Origin of the sequence: Rhodococcus coprophilus NBRC 100603, assembly GCF_001895045.1 — a bacterium.
GTDB classification, from domain to species: Bacteria; Actinomycetota; Actinomycetes; order Mycobacteriales; family Mycobacteriaceae; genus Rhodococcus; species Rhodococcus coprophilus.
This window is the reverse complement of sequence record NZ_BDAM01000001.1, coordinates 147873-164086: the sequence shown is the minus strand read 5'-3', so window position 1 is coordinate 164086 and position 16214 is coordinate 147873. Positions and strand designations below refer to the sequence as shown.

At 70.9% G+C, this 16214-nt stretch carries 16 protein-coding genes; 7 read left to right on the top strand and 9 right to left on the bottom strand.

Annotated elements, in window-relative coordinates; all coding sequences use genetic code 11:
• Positions 1-70 precede the first annotated feature (70 nt).
• Together RDCOP1_RS00695 and RDCOP1_RS00690 are read left to right on the top strand one after the other, a co-directional pair.
• Positions 71-496, top strand: a complete 426-nt coding sequence (locus RDCOP1_RS00695; protein WP_072698171.1) for a PPOX class F420-dependent oxidoreductase — start codon at positions 71-73, stop codon at positions 494-496.
• A gap of 221 nt (positions 497-717) precedes the next feature.
• The gene (locus RDCOP1_RS00690; protein ID WP_072698170.1) at positions 718-1251 is read left to right on the top strand and encodes a glutathione peroxidase; all 534 of its coding nucleotides are present in this window, start codon (positions 718-720) and stop codon (positions 1249-1251) included.
• Between the two features lie 16 nt (positions 1252-1267).
• On the opposite strand, the gene RDCOP1_RS00685 is transcribed toward RDCOP1_RS00690, so the two are convergent.
• The 3 genes from RDCOP1_RS00685 to RDCOP1_RS00675 are packed head-to-tail and all read right to left on the bottom strand — an operon-like array spanning position 1268 to position 4935.
• Positions 1268-2638 carry a metallopeptidase TldD-related protein gene (locus RDCOP1_RS00685; protein ID WP_072698169.1) on the bottom strand — a complete coding sequence of 457 codons (1371 nt, stop codon included), beginning with the start codon at positions 2636-2638 and terminating at the stop codon, positions 1268-1270.
• A complete protein-coding gene (locus tag RDCOP1_RS00680) occupies positions 2635-4146 on the bottom strand; it encodes a TldD/PmbA family protein (RefSeq protein ID WP_072698168.1) in 1512 nt (503 codons plus the stop codon). The genes RDCOP1_RS00685 and RDCOP1_RS00680 overlap by 4 nt, the downstream gene beginning before the upstream one ends.
• Positions 4147-4167: 21 nt before the next feature.
• On the bottom strand, positions 4168-4935 hold the full coding sequence (locus RDCOP1_RS00675) for a sulfite exporter TauE/SafE family protein (protein WP_072698167.1): 768 nt from the start codon (positions 4933-4935) through the stop codon (positions 4168-4170).
• 155 nt (positions 4936-5090) lie between these two features.
• Here RDCOP1_RS00675 and RDCOP1_RS00670 point away from each other — a divergent pair, with 155 nt between their 5' ends.
• Genes RDCOP1_RS00670 through RDCOP1_RS00655 form a run of 4 tightly spaced genes read left to right on the top strand, consistent with a single transcriptional unit; the run spans position 5091 to position 9703 of the window.
• On the top strand, positions 5091-5663 hold the full coding sequence (locus RDCOP1_RS00670; protein WP_072698166.1) for an FxsA family protein: 573 nt from the start codon (positions 5091-5093) through the stop codon (positions 5661-5663).
• Positions 5664-5682: 19 nt separating this feature from the next.
• Positions 5683-7293 (top strand): amidohydrolase, encoded by a 1611-nt coding sequence (locus tag RDCOP1_RS00665; RefSeq protein WP_072698165.1) that lies wholly within the window; start codon positions 5683-5685, stop codon positions 7291-7293.
• A gap of 38 nt (positions 7294-7331) precedes the next feature.
• Complete coding sequence (gene lnt / locus RDCOP1_RS00660; protein ID WP_072698164.1) at positions 7332-8924, top strand: apolipoprotein N-acyltransferase; 1593 nt, start codon at positions 7332-7334, stop codon at positions 8922-8924.
• On the top strand, positions 8924-9703 hold the full coding sequence (locus RDCOP1_RS00655) for a polyprenol monophosphomannose synthase (protein ID WP_072698163.1): 780 nt from the start codon (positions 8924-8926) through the stop codon (positions 9701-9703). The genes lnt and RDCOP1_RS00655 overlap by 1 nt, the downstream gene beginning before the upstream one ends.
• Before the next feature lie 33 nt (positions 9704-9736).
• Here RDCOP1_RS00655 and RDCOP1_RS00650 read toward each other — a convergent pair whose 3' ends face one another.
• From RDCOP1_RS00650 to RDCOP1_RS00630, 5 genes are all read right to left on the bottom strand, one after another.
• Complete coding sequence (locus RDCOP1_RS00650; protein ID WP_072698162.1) at positions 9737-10741, bottom strand: AurF N-oxygenase family protein; 1005 nt, start codon at positions 10739-10741, stop codon at positions 9737-9739.
• On the bottom strand, positions 10738-11652 hold the full coding sequence (locus RDCOP1_RS00645) for a prephenate dehydrogenase/arogenate dehydrogenase family protein (RefSeq protein ID WP_072698161.1): 915 nt from the start codon (positions 11650-11652) through the stop codon (positions 10738-10740). The genes RDCOP1_RS00650 and RDCOP1_RS00645 overlap by 4 nt, the downstream gene beginning before the upstream one ends.
• Entirely contained in the window at positions 11649-13778 is a 2130-nt protein-coding gene (pabB, locus tag RDCOP1_RS00640; RefSeq protein WP_072698160.1) for an aminodeoxychorismate synthase component I, read from the bottom strand. Before pabB ends, RDCOP1_RS00645 begins: the two co-directional genes overlap by 4 nt.
• Positions 13779-13786: 8 nt before the next feature.
• A complete protein-coding gene (locus RDCOP1_RS00635; RefSeq protein WP_072698159.1) occupies positions 13787-14167 on the bottom strand; it encodes a chorismate mutase in 381 nt (126 codons plus the stop codon).
• A gap of 255 nt (positions 14168-14422) precedes the next feature.
• Entirely contained in the window at positions 14423-14761 is a 339-nt protein-coding gene (locus RDCOP1_RS00630) for an RNA polymerase-binding protein RbpA (RefSeq protein ID WP_072698158.1), read from the bottom strand.
• Positions 14762-14943: 182 nt separating this feature from the next.
• Between RDCOP1_RS00630 and RDCOP1_RS00625 the strand changes: the two genes are divergently transcribed.
• Positions 14944-15276 (top strand): hypothetical protein, encoded by a 333-nt coding sequence (locus RDCOP1_RS00625; protein WP_072698157.1) that lies wholly within the window; start codon positions 14944-14946, stop codon positions 15274-15276.
• Positions 15277-15314: 38 nt separating this feature from the next.
• Here the strand turns inward: RDCOP1_RS00625 and RDCOP1_RS00620 are convergent, their stop codons facing one another.
• Positions 15315-15917, bottom strand: coding sequence for a hypothetical protein (locus RDCOP1_RS00620; RefSeq protein WP_072698156.1), 603 nt, complete (start codon positions 15915-15917; stop codon positions 15315-15317).
• Positions 15918-16214: the final 297 nt, after the last annotated feature.

Below are 16214 nucleotides of genomic sequence, written 5' to 3'. Positions count from 1 at the left end.
ACCACAACTTCGCTGGCTGGGGGAGGTGCCGCCGCGCGAGAGGGCACGAAAAGACCGTAGGGTGTCGGCCATGTCCGAAACTCGCTCCGAGCGACCCTCGTTCGCGGAGCTTTCCGCAGCCAAGTACGTCCTGCTGACCACGTTCCGGAAGGACGGGTCTCCGGTGGGCACCCCTGTGTGGGCGGCGCCCGAAGGCGACCGTCTGCTGGTGTGGACGGAAGCGGATGCCTACAAGGTGCGCCGGTTGCGGCGCGACCCGCGGCTGACGCTGGCGGTGTGCGATGCGCGTGGCAACGCGAAGTCGGCGGCGGTCCCCGGCACCGGGGTGATCCTCGATGCCGAACAGACCGCCCATGCGCGGTCGGTGATCGCCCGCAAGTACGGCCTGCTCGGCCGGCTCATCGTCGGCGCGAGTGTGCTGCGCCGCGGCCGCACCGGGACGGTGGGGCTGGCGTGTTCTCTCGATCCGGACACCGGAACCACCGACACGCAGTAAACCGACGGCAACCGCCGGACCGATGCGGCACAGCTACCACTCCCAGTCGATCGCCGTCGCGCAGTTCCGTGGCGACTGGGATTCGGTAGCGACCGGAACCCTGACGTGACATCGGACACAGCGGCGACGTGATCAGGGTGTCGTAGTTTTGCTGTGACACCGATCTTGTTCCGCCCGCCCCTGCATTCCGACTCGCAGCATCAGATCCGCCAGGAGACCGCATGACCGTGCACGACTTCACCGTTCGTACCGCCGAGGGAGAGACCGTCTCGCTCGGTGAGTACGCCGGTTCGTATCTGCTCATCGTCAACGTCGCCAGCAAGTGCGGCCTGACACCGCAGTACGAGGGCCTCGAAAAGTTGCACCGCGACACCGCCGATCGGGGACTGCGGATCATCGGGTTCCCCTGCAACCAGTTCGGCGAGCAGGAACCGGGCACCGACGCGGAGATCCAGGAATTCTGCAGCCTGACCTACGACGTGACGTTCCCCGTGTACGGCAAGGTCGAGGTCAACGGCGACGACGCCGACCCGCTGTTCCGGCACCTGCGCAGCGCGGCGCCCGGTGACTTCGGCCCCGAACACGGATTCCTGTTCGAGCACGTCAGCAAGAGCCGTCCCGAGGCCATCGGCACCGACGAGGTCAAGTGGAACTTCACGAAGTTCCTCGTCGACCCCGACGGCGCGGTGGTCACCCGGTTCGAACCGACCGTCGGGCCCGACGAGATCGCCGCCCGGCTCGCCCCTCTGCTGTAGGGCGCGGGTCGCGCTGTCAGTGGGCGGCGCTGACCGACGACATGTGGAAGTCCGGGATCCGCATCGGCGGCATCGAGGTGCGGGTGAACCAGTCCTTCCATTCCCGCGGCAGGGTGCGTTCGGTCGCGCCGACCTCGGTGGCCCGTCCCAGCAGCGTCACCGGGGATTCGTTGAACCGGAAGTTGCCGACCGCGCCGCGCACCCGGCCGTCCTCGATCAGGTACACCCCGTCGCGGGTGAGCCCGGTCAGCAGCAGGCTCGCCGGATCGACGTCGCGCAGGTACCACAGCGTGGTGAGCAGCAGACCGCGTTCCGTGCCGGCGATCATCTCGTCGAGGGTCGCGGCGCTCCCACCGGTGAGCAGCAGGTTGCGGCCGGGGGCGGTGGGCGTCGCGGCGAACTCGGCGGCCGCGGCCCGCGGATAGGTCAACGCGTGGACCGCACCGTCCCGGATCCAGTCGACCCGGCCGGCCGGTAGTCCGTTGTCGAAGATCGACACCGCGTCGCTCGACGCGGTGGCGGTGACGAACGGGGCGTACCGCAGGCCCGGTGCCGCCGGATCGGAGGTCAACGTCAGCGGCAGGTCGGTGAGGGTGTCGCCGAGGCGGGTGCCGCGCGGACCGGACCACACGGTGTGGCCTTCGTGCGCGCTCCGGCCCTCCATCGACCACATCAGATAGATCATCAGGTCGGCCACCGCGGACGGCGGCAAAACCGTCTCGTACCGGCCTGCCGGCAGCGTCACCGAGGTGGCGGCCCAGTCCAGGCGCCGCGACAGGTCTTCGAGCAGCCGATCGGTCCGCACATCGGTGAAATCGGTGGTGCCGGCGCCGACCCACGCGCTGGCCCCGTCGAGTCCGCCGCGTTTACCGGTGATCTCGATCGACCCGTCGCGTTGGATCCAGCGTCGCCGCAGCCCGGTCGACGTGCCCAGCCAGGTGCTGTGCACCTGGTGTTCCGCGAAACCGTACAACACGTCGGACCCGTCGAAACCGTGCGCGAGAGACGCGATGACCGGGTCGAACACGTGGATGCCGGTGTGCTCGGTGGGGTTGTCCCAGTCGTGCGGTGTCCCGTCGCCGGGCACCAGGTCCGTCGCGTCCGCGGCCGGTGGGGCGGTGCGGGCCGCGGCATCGGCGGCCCCGACCACCGCTATGATCTCGCGGTGGTTCAGCAGCGAGGCGGTGACGATGCCACAGCGGGCGCCGGCGGCGGTGCGCCGCACCGCGATCACCGTCACCGTCCGGGACCGGGTCGAACCGTTGGTGGTCATCGAGTTGCCCGCCCACCGCAGCGCCGCTTCTTCGGTGTCGGTGACCAGCACGATCGTCTCGTCGGCGGTCGACGCGGCCAGGGCCGCCTCGACGAGGTCCGGTCCAGAGATCATCGTCCACCCTCCTGCACGGTGTTGAGCACGGAGATGCCACGCACCAGCACCGACGGGCATCCATGGCTGACCGCCGCGACCTGCCCCGGTTGCGCCTTCCCGCAGTTCATGGCGCCGCCGAGCCGCCACGTCGACGGCCCACCGACCGCCTCGAGGGCACCCCAGAAGTCGGGGGTGGACGCCTGATACGCCACGTCGCGGACCTGCCCGACCAGCCGGCCCCCGCGGATCCGGTGGAACTGCTGCCCGGTGAACTGGAAGTTGTATCGCTGCATGTCGATCGACCAACTGCGGTCCCCGACGATGTACAGCCCGTCCTCGACCCCGGCGATCAGGTCGGCGGTGCTGCGGTCGACGACCGGATCCGGCTGGAGCGACACGTTCGCCATCCGCTGGATCGGCACGTGGTGCGCCGAGTCGGCGTAGGCACAGCCGTTGGACCGCGGCACACCGAGTTTCGGTGCGAACGCCCGGTCGAGCTGGTAGCCGACGAGCACGCCGTCGCGCACCAGATCCCACGACTGCGCGGCCACGCCGTCGTCGTCGTATCCCGTGGTGGCGAGCCCGTGCCGGGTGGTGCGGTCAGCCGTCACGTGCATCGCGGCGCTGCCGTAACGCAGCGTGCCCAGCTGGTCCGGGGTGGCGAACGACGTGCCGGCGTATGCGGCTTCGTAGCCGATCGCCCGGTCGAATTCTGTGGCGTGCCCGACCGATTCGTGGATCGTCAACCACAGGTTGGTGGGGTCGATCACCAGATCCGTCGGACCGGCCGTCACCGACGGTGCCCGGGACTTCTCGGCCAGCAGGTCGGGCAGCCGGTCCAGTTCTCCGGTCCAGTCCCAGTGCGCGTCGCCGGCGAGGTACTCCCAGCCGCGCCCGACCGGCGGCGCCAATGTGCGCATCGATTCGAAGCTGCCTGCCCGCCGATCCACGGTGATCGCCTCCAGGTGGGGTTGCACCCGGATGCGTTGCTGGGTGATCGACGACCCCGCCAGGTCGGCGTAGAACGTCTGTTCCTTGACGTGCTCGAGTCCGGCGGTGACATGGTCGATCCCGTCGGCGTCGAGCAGTCGCTGCGAGAACGCGCCGAGCACCGCGATCTTGTCCGCGGTGGGCACCGTGAACGGGTCGATCTCGTACGCGGAAGTCCACGTCGCGTCCGGATACACCGGTTCGTCCGCCCACTGCACGCGGTCCCGATTCAGCGGCCGCACCGCCCGCGCGACCGCCACCGCCCGGGCCGCCGCCTTCGCTGCGCCGTCGGGTCCCGGCTCCGGGTGCGACGCGAACCCCCAGGTGCCGTCGAGCAGGACCCGCACCGCGAGCCCGCTGTCGGTGCCGTCCACCGCGGCCTGCACCGCGCCGTCGCGCAGCGTCAGCGAGTGCGTGCGCACCCTCTGCACCCGCACGTCGGCGTGGGTGGCGCCGGCGGCGCGGGCCACCGACAACGCGGCGTCCGCAGCGGCCGTCAGCGGCAGGGCAAGAAAGTCGTCGTCCACACCGGTCACCGGCCTACCGTAGCGACCGGTTCACCCGAACTGCTGGAAGCCGAGCCGGACCGCCATCGCGACGACCACGATCAGCAGCACCACCCGCACGAACCCGGCGCCGCGCCGCAGCGCCATCCGGGAGCCGAGCACCGATCCGGCGACGTTGCATACCGCCATGGTCAACCCGAGGGTCCACCACACGTGCCCGCCGATCGCGAAGACCACCAGTGCGCCGAGATTCGAGCCGAGATTGAGCACCTTGGCCATCGCCGCGGATTTCACGAACTCGCTGCCGAGCATCACCGCGAACGTGAGGATCAGGAAGGTGCCGGTGCCCGGACCGAGAATGCCGTCGTAGAACCCGATCACCATGGCTGCACCGACGGTCACCGTGGCCATGCGCAGCACGCTGGGGGTGTGCCCCACCGTGGCGGTCCCGAGCGAGGGGCGGGCCGCGACGAACACCGCCACCGCGACGAGCACCACGATGACGATCGGGATGAACACCTCCCGGTCGAGCAGCGACACCGCGGCCGCACCGGCCCCGGCGAACAGCGCCGCCACCAGCGCCGCCGGTCCCAGCACCGACCAGCGCAACGGGATCCGCCGCGCGAAGGTCCACACCGCCGCCCCGGTCCCGAAGATCGCCGTGAGCTTGTTGGTGCCCAACGCCGCCTGCGGCGCCAATTGCGGGGCGACCAGCAGCAACGCCGGCAACAGGATCAATCCGCCACCGCCGACGACCGCGTCGACCCATCCGGCGGCGGTCGCGGCGGCCAGCAGCACCGCCCAGTCGGCCATAGTCATGAGCGTCATTCGATCATGGGTCGCAGCGGCGGAGCGGAGCGGCCATCGCACCGTTCGCAGAGCCCGGGAGCAAACTCGGCGTCTCGTACGTTGAACAGACGAGTCCCTCACCCGAGAGACGTTCGCGCCGGACCCGGCGTACGGAAGGACCCCGCGTGTACCTGTTGCTGTTCGTCGTCTACGTCGCTGCGGAGATCGCTGTGCTGGCCTGGCTCGGCTCGACCGTCGGCGCCCTCGCCACCGTGCTGATCTTCCTCGCCGTCAACGTCGCCGGGTACATGGTGCTCGGCGCGCAGGGCCGCCGCGCGCTGCGCGGCCTCGGCAAACTCCGCAGCGGCCCCCTCCCGCCCACCGGTTCACCCGACAAGGTGCTCACCGACGGCGCGCTCATCGGTGCCGGTGCCGGTCTCGTCCTGATCCCCGGCCTGATCACCACCGTCCTGGGTGTCGTGCTGCTGCTGCCGAGCCGCGCACTGCTGCGCCCGGTGGTGCGTGCCCTGGCTGCCCGCACCGCCCGCAACCACGCCGCCACCTGGCGCGGACAACGCCTGGTGGTCGTCGACGGTCAGGTCGTCGGGCACACCGTCGTCGGCTCGGCACCCCATCTGCCCGGCGGTTACGACGGCACCGGTCGCGGTCCCACCGGCCCGACGCGGCCGGACATCGTGGACGGCGAGATCCTCGAAGGGGAGATCGTCGACACCCCGCGGCGCCCCCACACACCGTGACGGGGCAGACTGGGCAGTCGTGAGCCCAGCACCGCACACCCAGCTCTTCGTCGGCGGCCGCATCTACAGTGCGAGCGCACCCGATGCCACCGCGATGGCCGTCTCCGGCGGCCAGATCGTGTGGGTCGGGCAGGACCGCACCGGCCGGGTCCTGCATCCCGACGCCGAGATCGTCGACCTCGCCGGCGCCTTCGTCGCCCCCGCCTTCGTCGACACCCACGTGCACGTCACCGCCCACGGCCTCGCCCTGACCGGCCTGGACCTGACCGGCGCCGCGACCCGCGACGACGTGCTCCGCCGCGTCACGGAGTTCGCCGCCGGCTGCGACGACGCCGTGATCTGGGGACACGGCTGGGACGAGACACGGTGGCCGGACCCCACCCCGCCGACCACCGACGAACTCGACGCCGCCGCCCCCGGCCGGCTGGTCTACCTGGGCCGGATCGACGCACATTCCGCTGCGGCGTCCTCGGCGTTGCGCGCCGCGGCAGGCACCCTCACCACGCTCGACGGGCACCACCCGCAGCGGCCCGTCACCGCCGCGGCACACCACGCCGTGCGCGCCGCGGCCCGCACCGGGCTCACCGCAGCGCAGCGGGCCCGCGCCCGGGCAGCAGCCCTCGACGACTTCGCCGCACACGGCGTCGTCGCCGTCCACGAATGCGGCGGTCCCGACATCGCCGGCCTCGACGACTTCACCGAACTGCTCGCCACCGACCATCCGGTGGAGGTGCGCGGCTACTGGGGTCAGGCGGTACGCACCGCCGCCGGCGCCACCGCCCTGCTCGCCGAGACCGGCGCACACGCCCTCGGCGGCGACCTGTTCGTCGACGGCGCATTCGGTTCGCACACCGCGTGGGTCACCGACCCCTACGCCGACCGCCCCGACTGCCACGGCACCGCCTACCTGACCGTCGACGAGCTCACCGACCACGTGCGGGCCTGCACCGACGCCGGCATCCAAGCCGGATTCCACGTGATCGGGGATGCCGCCGTCGCCGCCACCGTCGCCGCGTTCGACGCGGTCGCAGCGGACCTGGGCGGACCGGCGGTCGGTGCGCGCGGACACCGCCTCGAACACGTCGAGTCGATCACCGGACCGCAGGCCGAACGCCTCGCCCGGTACGGGGTGATCGCCAGCATGCAGCCGATGTTCGACGCGCTGTGGGGCGGCCCCGACTCCATGTACGCACAACGTCTCGGGGCGCCGCGCGCCGCCGCCCTCAACGCGTTCGCCACCATCGCCTCGACCGGGATGTCGCTCGCCTTCGGTTCCGACGCCCCGGTCACCGCTCCGCGACCCTGGCAGATGCTGCGCGCCGCAGTGCATCACCGCACCGCCGGCAGCGGCATCTCCCCGCGCGCCGCGTTCGCGGCCGCGACCCGCGGCGCCTGGCGCGCCGGGGGTGTGCGCGACGGCATGGCCGGCACCCTCGATCCGGGTGCTCCGGCGTCGTATGCGCTGTGGGAGGCGGACGAACTGGTGATCCGCGCCCCGCAGGACAGTGTGCAACGGTGGTCGACCGACCCGCGGTCGCGGGTCGCGCCGCTGCCCGACCTCGCCGAGGGCACCGACGATCCGGTATTGGTGCGCAGCGTGCACCGCGGCCGCGTCGTGTACGCGCGGTGACGGCACCACAATCGGGTGCCAGGCGGCGGGTCGCCGCGATGATCGCCGCCCGGTCTGTCGCGGCGATCCTTGCCGGAGTGTTGCTGTTCGCCAGCTTCCCGCCCCGTCCGCTGTGGTTCCTCGCTCCCGTCGGCATCGCCCTGCTCACCGCGGTGCTCACGGCCCGGCCGATACGGCGACGCGCCGGATTCGGCTACGGCTATCTCGCCGGACTCGGATTCCTGGTGCCGCTGCTGCCGTGGGTCGGGGTGTACGTCGGGCCGTTGCCGTGGCTGGCGCTCGCCGCCGCCGAAGCGGTGTTCATCGGCCTGTTCGGGGCGTTGGCCGTGCACCTGCGGGCGCTGCCGGCGGCGCCGCTGTGGATCGCGGCGGCGTGGAGCGCCACCGAATTCCTGCGTTCGTCGGTGCCGTTCGGCGGGTTCCCGTGGGGCCGGCTCGCGTTCGGGCAACCCGACGGGATCTTCGTCTCCCTCGCCGCGGTCGGCGGCGCCCCGCTGGTGTCGTTCGCGGTCGCGCTGACCGGCACCGGGCTGGCGGCGCTGGGCCTGTCGCGGGTGCGCCGGGACGGCGCCCGCGTCGACCGGGGCCGCGCGGTGCGGGCGGCCGCGTGGACGGCGCTCGCGCCCCTGGTCGCGCTGGCGCTGTGGCCGCTGCTGCGCACCGACCGCGCCGACTCGCCGGTGGTCACCGTCGCCGCGATCCAGGGCAGCGTGCCCCGGCTCGGACTCGACTTCAATGCGCAACGCAAAGCGGTGCTCGACAATCACGTCGCCCGGACCCTGGAACTCGCCGAGGACGTGCAGTCCGGTGCGGTGCCGCAACCGGACGTGGTGATCTGGCCGGAGAACGCCTCCGACATCGATCCGCTGCGCAACGCCGACGCCGCCCGCGACATCACCGCCGCCGCGACCGCCGTGGGCGCACCGATCCTCGTCGGCGCGGTGCTGCTCAACGGGGACGGCACCACCAGCAACTCGGTGATCGTGTGGGACCCGCAGACCGGGCCGGGCGAGCAGCACGACAAGCGGATCATCCAGCCGTTCGGGGAGTACCTGCCGTACCGGTCGTTCTTCCGGTTGTTCTCCGAGTACGCCGACCGCGCCGGCAATTTCGTGCCCGGCGACGGGGACGGGGCGGTCACCGCCGGGGACATCACCATCGGGGTCGCGACCTGCTACGAGGTCGCCTTCGACCGGGCGTTCTCGGACTCGGTGGACGCGGGTGCCCAGTTGCTTGCGGTACCCACCAACAACGCCACGTTCGGTGACACCGAGATGACCTACCAGCAGCTGGCGATGTCGCGGGTGCGGGCGGTCGAGCACGGCCGCACCGTGGTGGTCGCCGCCACGAGCGGGGTCAGCGCGATCGTCGATCCGGACGGATCGGTGCAGCAACGCACCCCGCTGTTCGAGCCGGCGGCCCTGGTGGCGCAGGTGCCGTTGCGCACGGACGTTACGCTGGCTAGTCGGCTCGGCCCGATTCCGGAGCTCGTGCTCTGCGTCGGTGCCGTCGTCGCCGCCGGTCTCGCCCTCGTGCGGAGCCGACGTGACAAGGCCGGTCGGGGCGCGCAGTCCCGTCCCGGCACCGCAGGAGCACCGGCCCCCGGCCGGTTCGACAGGGAGGACCTTTGATGGCATCGGCGACGCCGGCCGGGAACGACAGCGCACCCAGCGCCCGCACCCTGGTGATCATTCCGACGTACAACGAGCGCGACAACATCGGTCGGATCGTCGAGCGACTGCACGCCGCCCTGCCCCGCACCGACGTGCTGATCGTCGACGACGGCAGCCCCGACGGCACCGGCGCGATCGCCGACGGTCTCGCCGAGGCGGACGACCGCATCCACGTGATGCACCGCACCGAGAAGAACGGGCTCGGTGCCGCCTACATCGCCGGATTCCGGTGGGGGCTCGGCCGCGACTACACCGTGCTGGTGGAGATGGACGCCGACGGCAGCCACGCCCCCGAACAGCTGCATCTGCTGCTCGAGCGCGTCGACGCGGGCGCCGATCTGGTGCTCGGTTCCCGGTACGTGCCCGGTGGCACCGTGGTGAACTGGCCGTGGCACCGCGAGGTGCTCTCGCGCGGCGGCAACATCTATTCGCGGCTCGCACTCGGGGTGAAGGTCAGCGACATCACCGGTGGATACCGCGCCTACCGCCGCGAGGTGCTCGAAGCCCTCGATCTCGACGCGATCGCCTCCCACGGCTACTGCTTCCAGGTGGATCTGGCGTGGCGGACGCTGCAGGCCGGCTTTGCCGTCGCCGAGGTGCCGATCACGTTCACCGAACGGGAGATCGGGGAGTCGAAGATGAGCGGCAACATCGTGCAGGAGGCGCTGCTGCGGGTCACGTTGTGGGGGCTGCGCAGCCGCTACGAGCGGGTGCGGGCGCTGCTGCGCCGCAGCTGACCACCGGCCCTGACCGACACCGGCCCTGAGCTATCACGTCTGTAGCCGGCGGGCCCGGTGGGCGTCGAAGTCCTCGCCCGCCCCCACCGACGCGCACAGGCGGTGGATCGCGCTGCAATCCTGCACCACCGGTTGGTGCGCGGTCGCGTCGGCGGTGTCGGCAATCATCTCCCGGCCACCGGGGATGCCTTCGTGCGCGACGATCGCCGCCCAGGTCGTCATGTCGCCGCCGGTGAAGGCGTCGATCCCGGCGGCGAGCGCCTCGAACAGCCGCTCCCGGTCGGCGGCGTCGAGTTCGGTGAACACCGTGGTGAACAGTTCCCCGGTGAGGGTGGCGTGGCACAGTTCGTCGCGCCGGTGCACCGAGACGGTGGCCCGGTTGACCGGTTGCACCGTTTCGTCCCCGATGAACAGGGCGAGGTAGGCGCTGATCGACGTTTCGGCGACGGTGGTGAACGCCAGTTGCACCAGCGCCTCGTGCCGTGGATCGGTGGCGCGTTGCACCGCGGCGCGATGCGCCCGCAGAGTCCGGCACGCCGGGAGCACCGCGTCGGGCAGCGTCAGGCCGCGGCGCCGCCGGGTGAGCGCGTTGGCGTTCTGGTGCATGAGGGTGTGGTACTGCTCGTCGACCATCGCCTGCATCACCCCGAGGACCACCGTGTCCGGGGGAGCGAGCCCGAACACGTCGGAGGTGATCAACCCGAAGCCGGGGTTGACCACGTACTGCTCGATGTCGATGACGTTCTTGTTGTAGGCGATCCACCCCCACGCCCGCAGTCGCGCCCGGGCGGGTTCGTCGAGCGCCGCGTAGCGGGGATGGGTGTGGAACGGCAGCAGCGTGTCGGGGAAATCGTCGCGAGCCGGTTCGAACAGCGCATCGCGGTCCGGTTCGGTCTTCTTCACCGCGGCGCGGCGCGGCCACGATCGGGTCAGGCCGCGGATCACCGCGGCGGCCGCCGGATCGGCGGCGTCGTGCTCCGGGAGTTCCGGCGGCCGCAACCGGGCCGCCCGCCTGTTCGCTGCCTGATGATCGGTCATGGTGCGACCTCGTTCCGCACGGCGCCGGTTCCGCGCAGGTCCGACGGGAGCCCGGCGAACACCTCCCCGCACAAGGCTCGATAGCGATCCTTTTCGTCGCCGAGCGCGTGACAGCCGCGCACGGTCAGTTCCGCGAACCGCTCCGGATCGTCGGCCGCGTCGAGTTCGTCGAGGGCGTCGCGCAGGGCCCGCCGGGCCTCGGCGGCGTACGGGTTGGCGACCTGGATGTCGTGGTAGACCGCTGGGGTGCCGGACGCGATCCGGGCGAGCAGCGCCCGGAGCAGCACATGTGGCGGGGGTGCGGCCGCGGCCGCCGCCGGTGGTGGCGCCAACCGGTCGAGGGCACTGCCGAAGGCCAGGATCACCGCGTGGGTGAGCGCCTGGCTGACGGCCGTCGCCCGGTCGTGCTCGGCGGCGCCTACTTCGACGACGCGCATCCCCCAGCGGTGCAGCGCGTCGACGAACGCACCGACGGCGTCTCCGTCCCGGTGCCGCACCGCCAGCACCGGCCGGCCGGCCGCACCGAGTGCCGGAGCGAACATCGGGTTGATCCCGAGCGCCTCCCGGTCCGGCAGCTGCGCATGCAGCGCCGCCGCGACCGGAGTTTTCACCGACAGGGTCTCCACCAGCAGCGCCCCCGGCCGCACTACCTCCGCCAGGGCCGGCAACGCGGCGACCGCGACCGCGTCGGGTACGGCGAGGATCACCGTCCCGGCCGAACGCAGCGCCGCCGCGGCCGGCGGGCTGGGATCGGCGATGTCGCCGGGCAACACCTCCGGGCCTGTTCGGGTCGCGGCGGGGTCGACGAGCACCACACGATGCCCGTCGCCGCGGAGCGCCGCGGCGAGCATCGTGCCCACCGCGCCGCAGCCACCGGCGACGACGACCGGGCCGGATCCGGGGATCGTCACGGCCCAGCGCCGCCGTCCGGCCGGGCCCGCACCGCGGAGTTGCCGTCGAGAGGGGTGGTCTCCGTTTCCGTGAGGCAGCGCTGCATCACAAGGGATTTGACGAGGGTTTCCTCGAGTTCGTCGTCCGGGTCGGACAGTGCGACGATCGCGCCGCCGATACCGAAGGTGACCTGATGGTCGGTGGCGACCATGGTGCGGATGACGATCGACAGGTCGGCGGTGCCGGTGGGCGACAGGTAGCCGATCGCCCCCGAGTACACCCCGCGGGGACCGTCCTCGAGTTTGTCGATGATCTCCATCGTGCGCAGTTTCGGGGCGCCGGTCATCGAGCCGCCGGGAAACGCCGCACGCACACAGTCCACCGCCGTGACGTCGGGGCGCAGCGTGCCGCGCACCGTGGAGACCAGTTGATGCACCGCCGAGTACGTTTCGACGTCGAACAGTCTCGGCACGTGCACCGACCCGGGTTCGCAGACCCGGGACAGATCGTTGCGCACCAGATCGACGATCATCAGGTTCTCGGAGCGGTCCTTCTCGCTGGTGCGCAGGCTGTCGCGCAGCGCGGTGTCCTCGGCGACGGTGCCGCCCCGCGGCCGGGTGCCCTTGATCGGTTTCGACTCCACGGTGCCGTCCGCGCCGATCCGCAGGAACCGTTCCGGGGACGCGCTGAGCACCGACACCTCCGGGAAATGCAGCAACGCACTGTAGGGGGTGGGGCTGATCTCGCGCAGCGTCCGGTAGGCGCGCAGCGGGTCGATGCGGCGGTCGACGGTCGCGGTGTTGGTCAGGCACACCTCGTAGGTCTCACCGCTGCGGATCTCCGCCTGACACTGCTCGATCATGTCGAGGTAGCGCGCCGGGGTGTGCCGCAACCGGATCTGCGGGTCGTGTTCGTCTCTCAGCAACGGCACCGGCGTCGGCGCGGCGACATCGGTGTCGGCGAGCGTGGCCAGCGCCGCGGCGGTGCTGTCGAACCACGCGACGGTCTCCGGGTCGTCGGCGCGGTCCGACAACGCCAGCAGATAACAGCGGCCCGCCTCGTGATCGAGCACAACGGCGCGGTCGGCGAACACCATCGACGCATCGGCGATCGTGGAAGTGTGCACCAACTGCCCGCCGGCGTCCGCCTTGAGTTCGTAGCCGAGGTAGCCGACGTAACCGAGAGCGAACGCGAACGGCAGATCATCGCGGCGGGCGACGCGCCGTTCGGTGAGCCGCTCGTCGAGATGGTCGAAGAACGTGCGGTGGTACTCGGCGACGGGCGCACCGGCCCGGTATTCGCGCACCGTCGTTTCGGCGACGCTGTAGGTGACGAACTCGGCACGCGGACCGGAACTGTCGCCCATCACGGTGAACCGGGTGCCGGGTTCGGTGGTGACGGACCCGTCGAGCCAGAAGCTGTGCGGGCCGTCGGCGAAGAGCGTCTCGTAGACGGCGTGCGGATCGGGATGGAAATCCAGCACGCGGGTGTCGAGCACAAATTGCGGTAGCCGCGGGTCCGCCGCCGGTGGGGGACCGGTCACGGTGATCGGCGCCCGGGCCGGGGTGGCGGCACGAAAATTGCCGAGCAGTTCGGCGCCGTAGTCGGTGCAGATCGATTCGGGATGGAACTGCACTCCCCACAGCGGGCGCTGCCGGTGCGCGACGGCCATCAGCAGACCGTCGTCGGTGTAGGCGGTCGCGACGAGCTCGTCGGGGACGCGCGCGGCGATCAGCGAGTGGTACCGGACCGCGTCGAACGGCGACGGGAGGCCCGAGAACAGGCCGGTCCCGTCGTGCACGATCCGGGCGATCCGGCCGTGCACCGGCTCGGGGGCGGGCACCACGGGGCTGCCGTACAGGTGGCACAGACCCTGGTGGCCGAGGCACACACCGAGGACCGGTAGCCCCGCGTCGGCGAGGATGCGGTCGCTGATCCCGAAGTCGCGGGCGCGGTCGGGGCGGCCCGGACCGGGGGAGACGACGATGTTGTCGAACCGCTCCAGCCCCAGCTCGTCCCACTCGGTGTCGTGGGTGACGACCACCGGGGGGATCCCGTTGACCCGGGAGAGCAGGCTGTAGAGGTTGTAGGTGAAGGAGTCGTAGTTGTCGACCAGCAGAGTCCGGGTCGGTGGCGGTGCGCTCATCTCGCGCCTCAGATCTGGGGGTCCCCGGAGCGCGCCGCGCGTCGCGGACCGGCGTCGGCGCCCGCACCGGCGACGATGTCGTTCTCGACGCGGCAAGCCTCCCCGATCAGCAGCGTGAACAGCTCCTCGACGAAATCACCGGACAAACCGTTGCGGTGCGCGTAGTCCTGGGCGCGGCGATGCACCACCTGCATCCGGCCCGGTTGGAGCACGGCGATGTCGTGGCGCTGTTTGAGCTCGGCGACGCGAGCGCACAGCGCCAGCCGGTCACGGATGTCGTCGAGCAATGCGCGGTCGACTCGGTCGAGTTCGCTGCGCAAGGCATCGAGCTGGGTTTCCGGTGTCGGTGCGGTCGTGGTGTCCGCCGCGGAGATGTGCCTGTCGTTCACGTGCGCTCACCCCTGTACAGCCCCCGGGGTGGGGGTCGGATCGTGAAGTTCGACGGTGCCCGACTCGTCGGTTGGTATTCGCTCATGATTGCATGTGGCAGAACCAGGTGCCGACAATTGATGGATTTGTGCCACTCCGGCAACACACGGGTGGCCGGTCTCGAAACGGTGTCGGCACAATCGCCTCGAAAAACGGAAAATGCCGTTGCGGGAAACAATTCCCGCAACGGCATTACCTGCGTCGGTGCAGCCTGGTCAGGCGCCGCGCCGCTTCGCCTTGATCAGATCGAGGCGTTCCTGCAGCAACACCTCGAGTTCCTCGATGGAGCGGCGTTCGAGCAGCATGTCCCAGTGCGTGCGCGGCGGCTTGACCTTTTTCGGTTCCGGTGCGGCGCCCTCGACGAGGGTGCCCTCCAGTCCGTTCTTGCACATCCAGGTGCCGGGGATCTCCGCTTCGTCGGCGAACGGCACATCGAACTCTTCGCCGTTGTCGCAGCGATAACGGGCGATCCGCCGCGGCGCAAGATCGTGGTCACGGTCGGTTTCGTAGCTCACCGCGCCGAGCCGGCTGCCTCGCAGTACACGATCTGCCATGGTGGTGTCCTCTCCTTGTGCTCCACCCGCTGGTGGGCCCGCCGGTGCCGGCGAGCGCCCACGCGGGATCAACGTTCACCTCATGTCAACGCCGACGGGGCCGATTCCGTTCCCGCGCCCGCGTCAGGGCCGGATACACCACATTACCGGCCGTCTCCTCGACGGCAGTAAGGTGTCCGGTCATGACCGAACGGACCCGCCCGCCGGGCAGCTGCCTGTGGTGTGGTCGACCGGTCCCGGAGATCGGGACGGGACGGCGCCGACGGTACTGCCGGCAGTCGTGCCGGCAACGCGCCTACGAGCAGCGCCACACCACCCGGGAGGCCGGGCTCCCCGAGGATGCCGTCGTGCTCACCGCCGCGGAGGTCGAATCGCTGGCGGACCGCTCCTACCTGGTGCGCTGCGCCGCCGAGGATGTGGCGACCGCGGTGGCCGAAGGGGCCGACGCGGCAGAACTGGGCGAGCTGTGCGCCGAACTGGTGACGCTCGCCCGCGACGCCGAGCGGATCCGCTGAGCGGCTCCGCCCGGCGGCGCGGTCAGAGGGTCGGGGTGTCAGGCGAAGAATCCGCCCATCGTGTAGACCACCTGGCAGAACGCGCCGTTGGTGTAGTTGATCGACCCGAACAGCGCCGCCAGCACCGGGCCGGTCCCTGTGTTCACGGTCTTCGACAGTTGCGGAACGCCGCCGATCGTGTCGTCGAGCGTTTCGATGCCGCCGCGGAAGGTCTCCATGTTGAGCCAGACGAATTTCAGGTCGGCGGCGGCGGGGGTGACCGGGATGGTGGGCGCGACGAAGATCTTCAGCTGCCCGATCTGCACGTCCGGGTTCACGTTGGGGCCGGGCTGCACCCACCCGGTGGTCATCGCGTACGGCACCAGTCCGCCGCCGCAACCCGGTCCGAGGGTCGGCGCGGGCTGCATGAACGGCTGCGGGGTGTTGCGCGGCGGCGGCGCGAACAGCGCCGAGCCCGTTCCACCGCCGAGCATGTCGTCGACGGCGCGCAGTGCACCGGGGTCGGGTGCGGCGGCCGCCCGCAACTGCTCGATCGGCAGGCCCGGCGGCGCGGGTTCGGCGGAGGCCTGGGCGGGCAGGGCGACGGCGAGTGCGGTGGCGAACAGTACGCCGAGAGTGCGGATGGTCCGGCGACGCGGCATCGGGAGCTCCTTCGGGTCGGCTGTGACGAGTCGGGGGAAGCAGGTCGTGCGGAAACCAGGTCGTGCGGAACTCTGAATTCTCTGACGCGTACGGGGGTACCAGAACCCGAGGATAAAGAAGCGGAGTACACCTCCGGGCGAAATTGGCACACATGTACGAGCATTTCCGACATTTGCCGCGAACCGCGGGAATTCTTTCGTTCGGAAGGGCGGTCACGCATCCGCTCGTAATGGGCGGCATACGCGCGGGGAAACGGTCGGTAAAAAAATGGTCGCGTAAATACAAGATCGACTTCT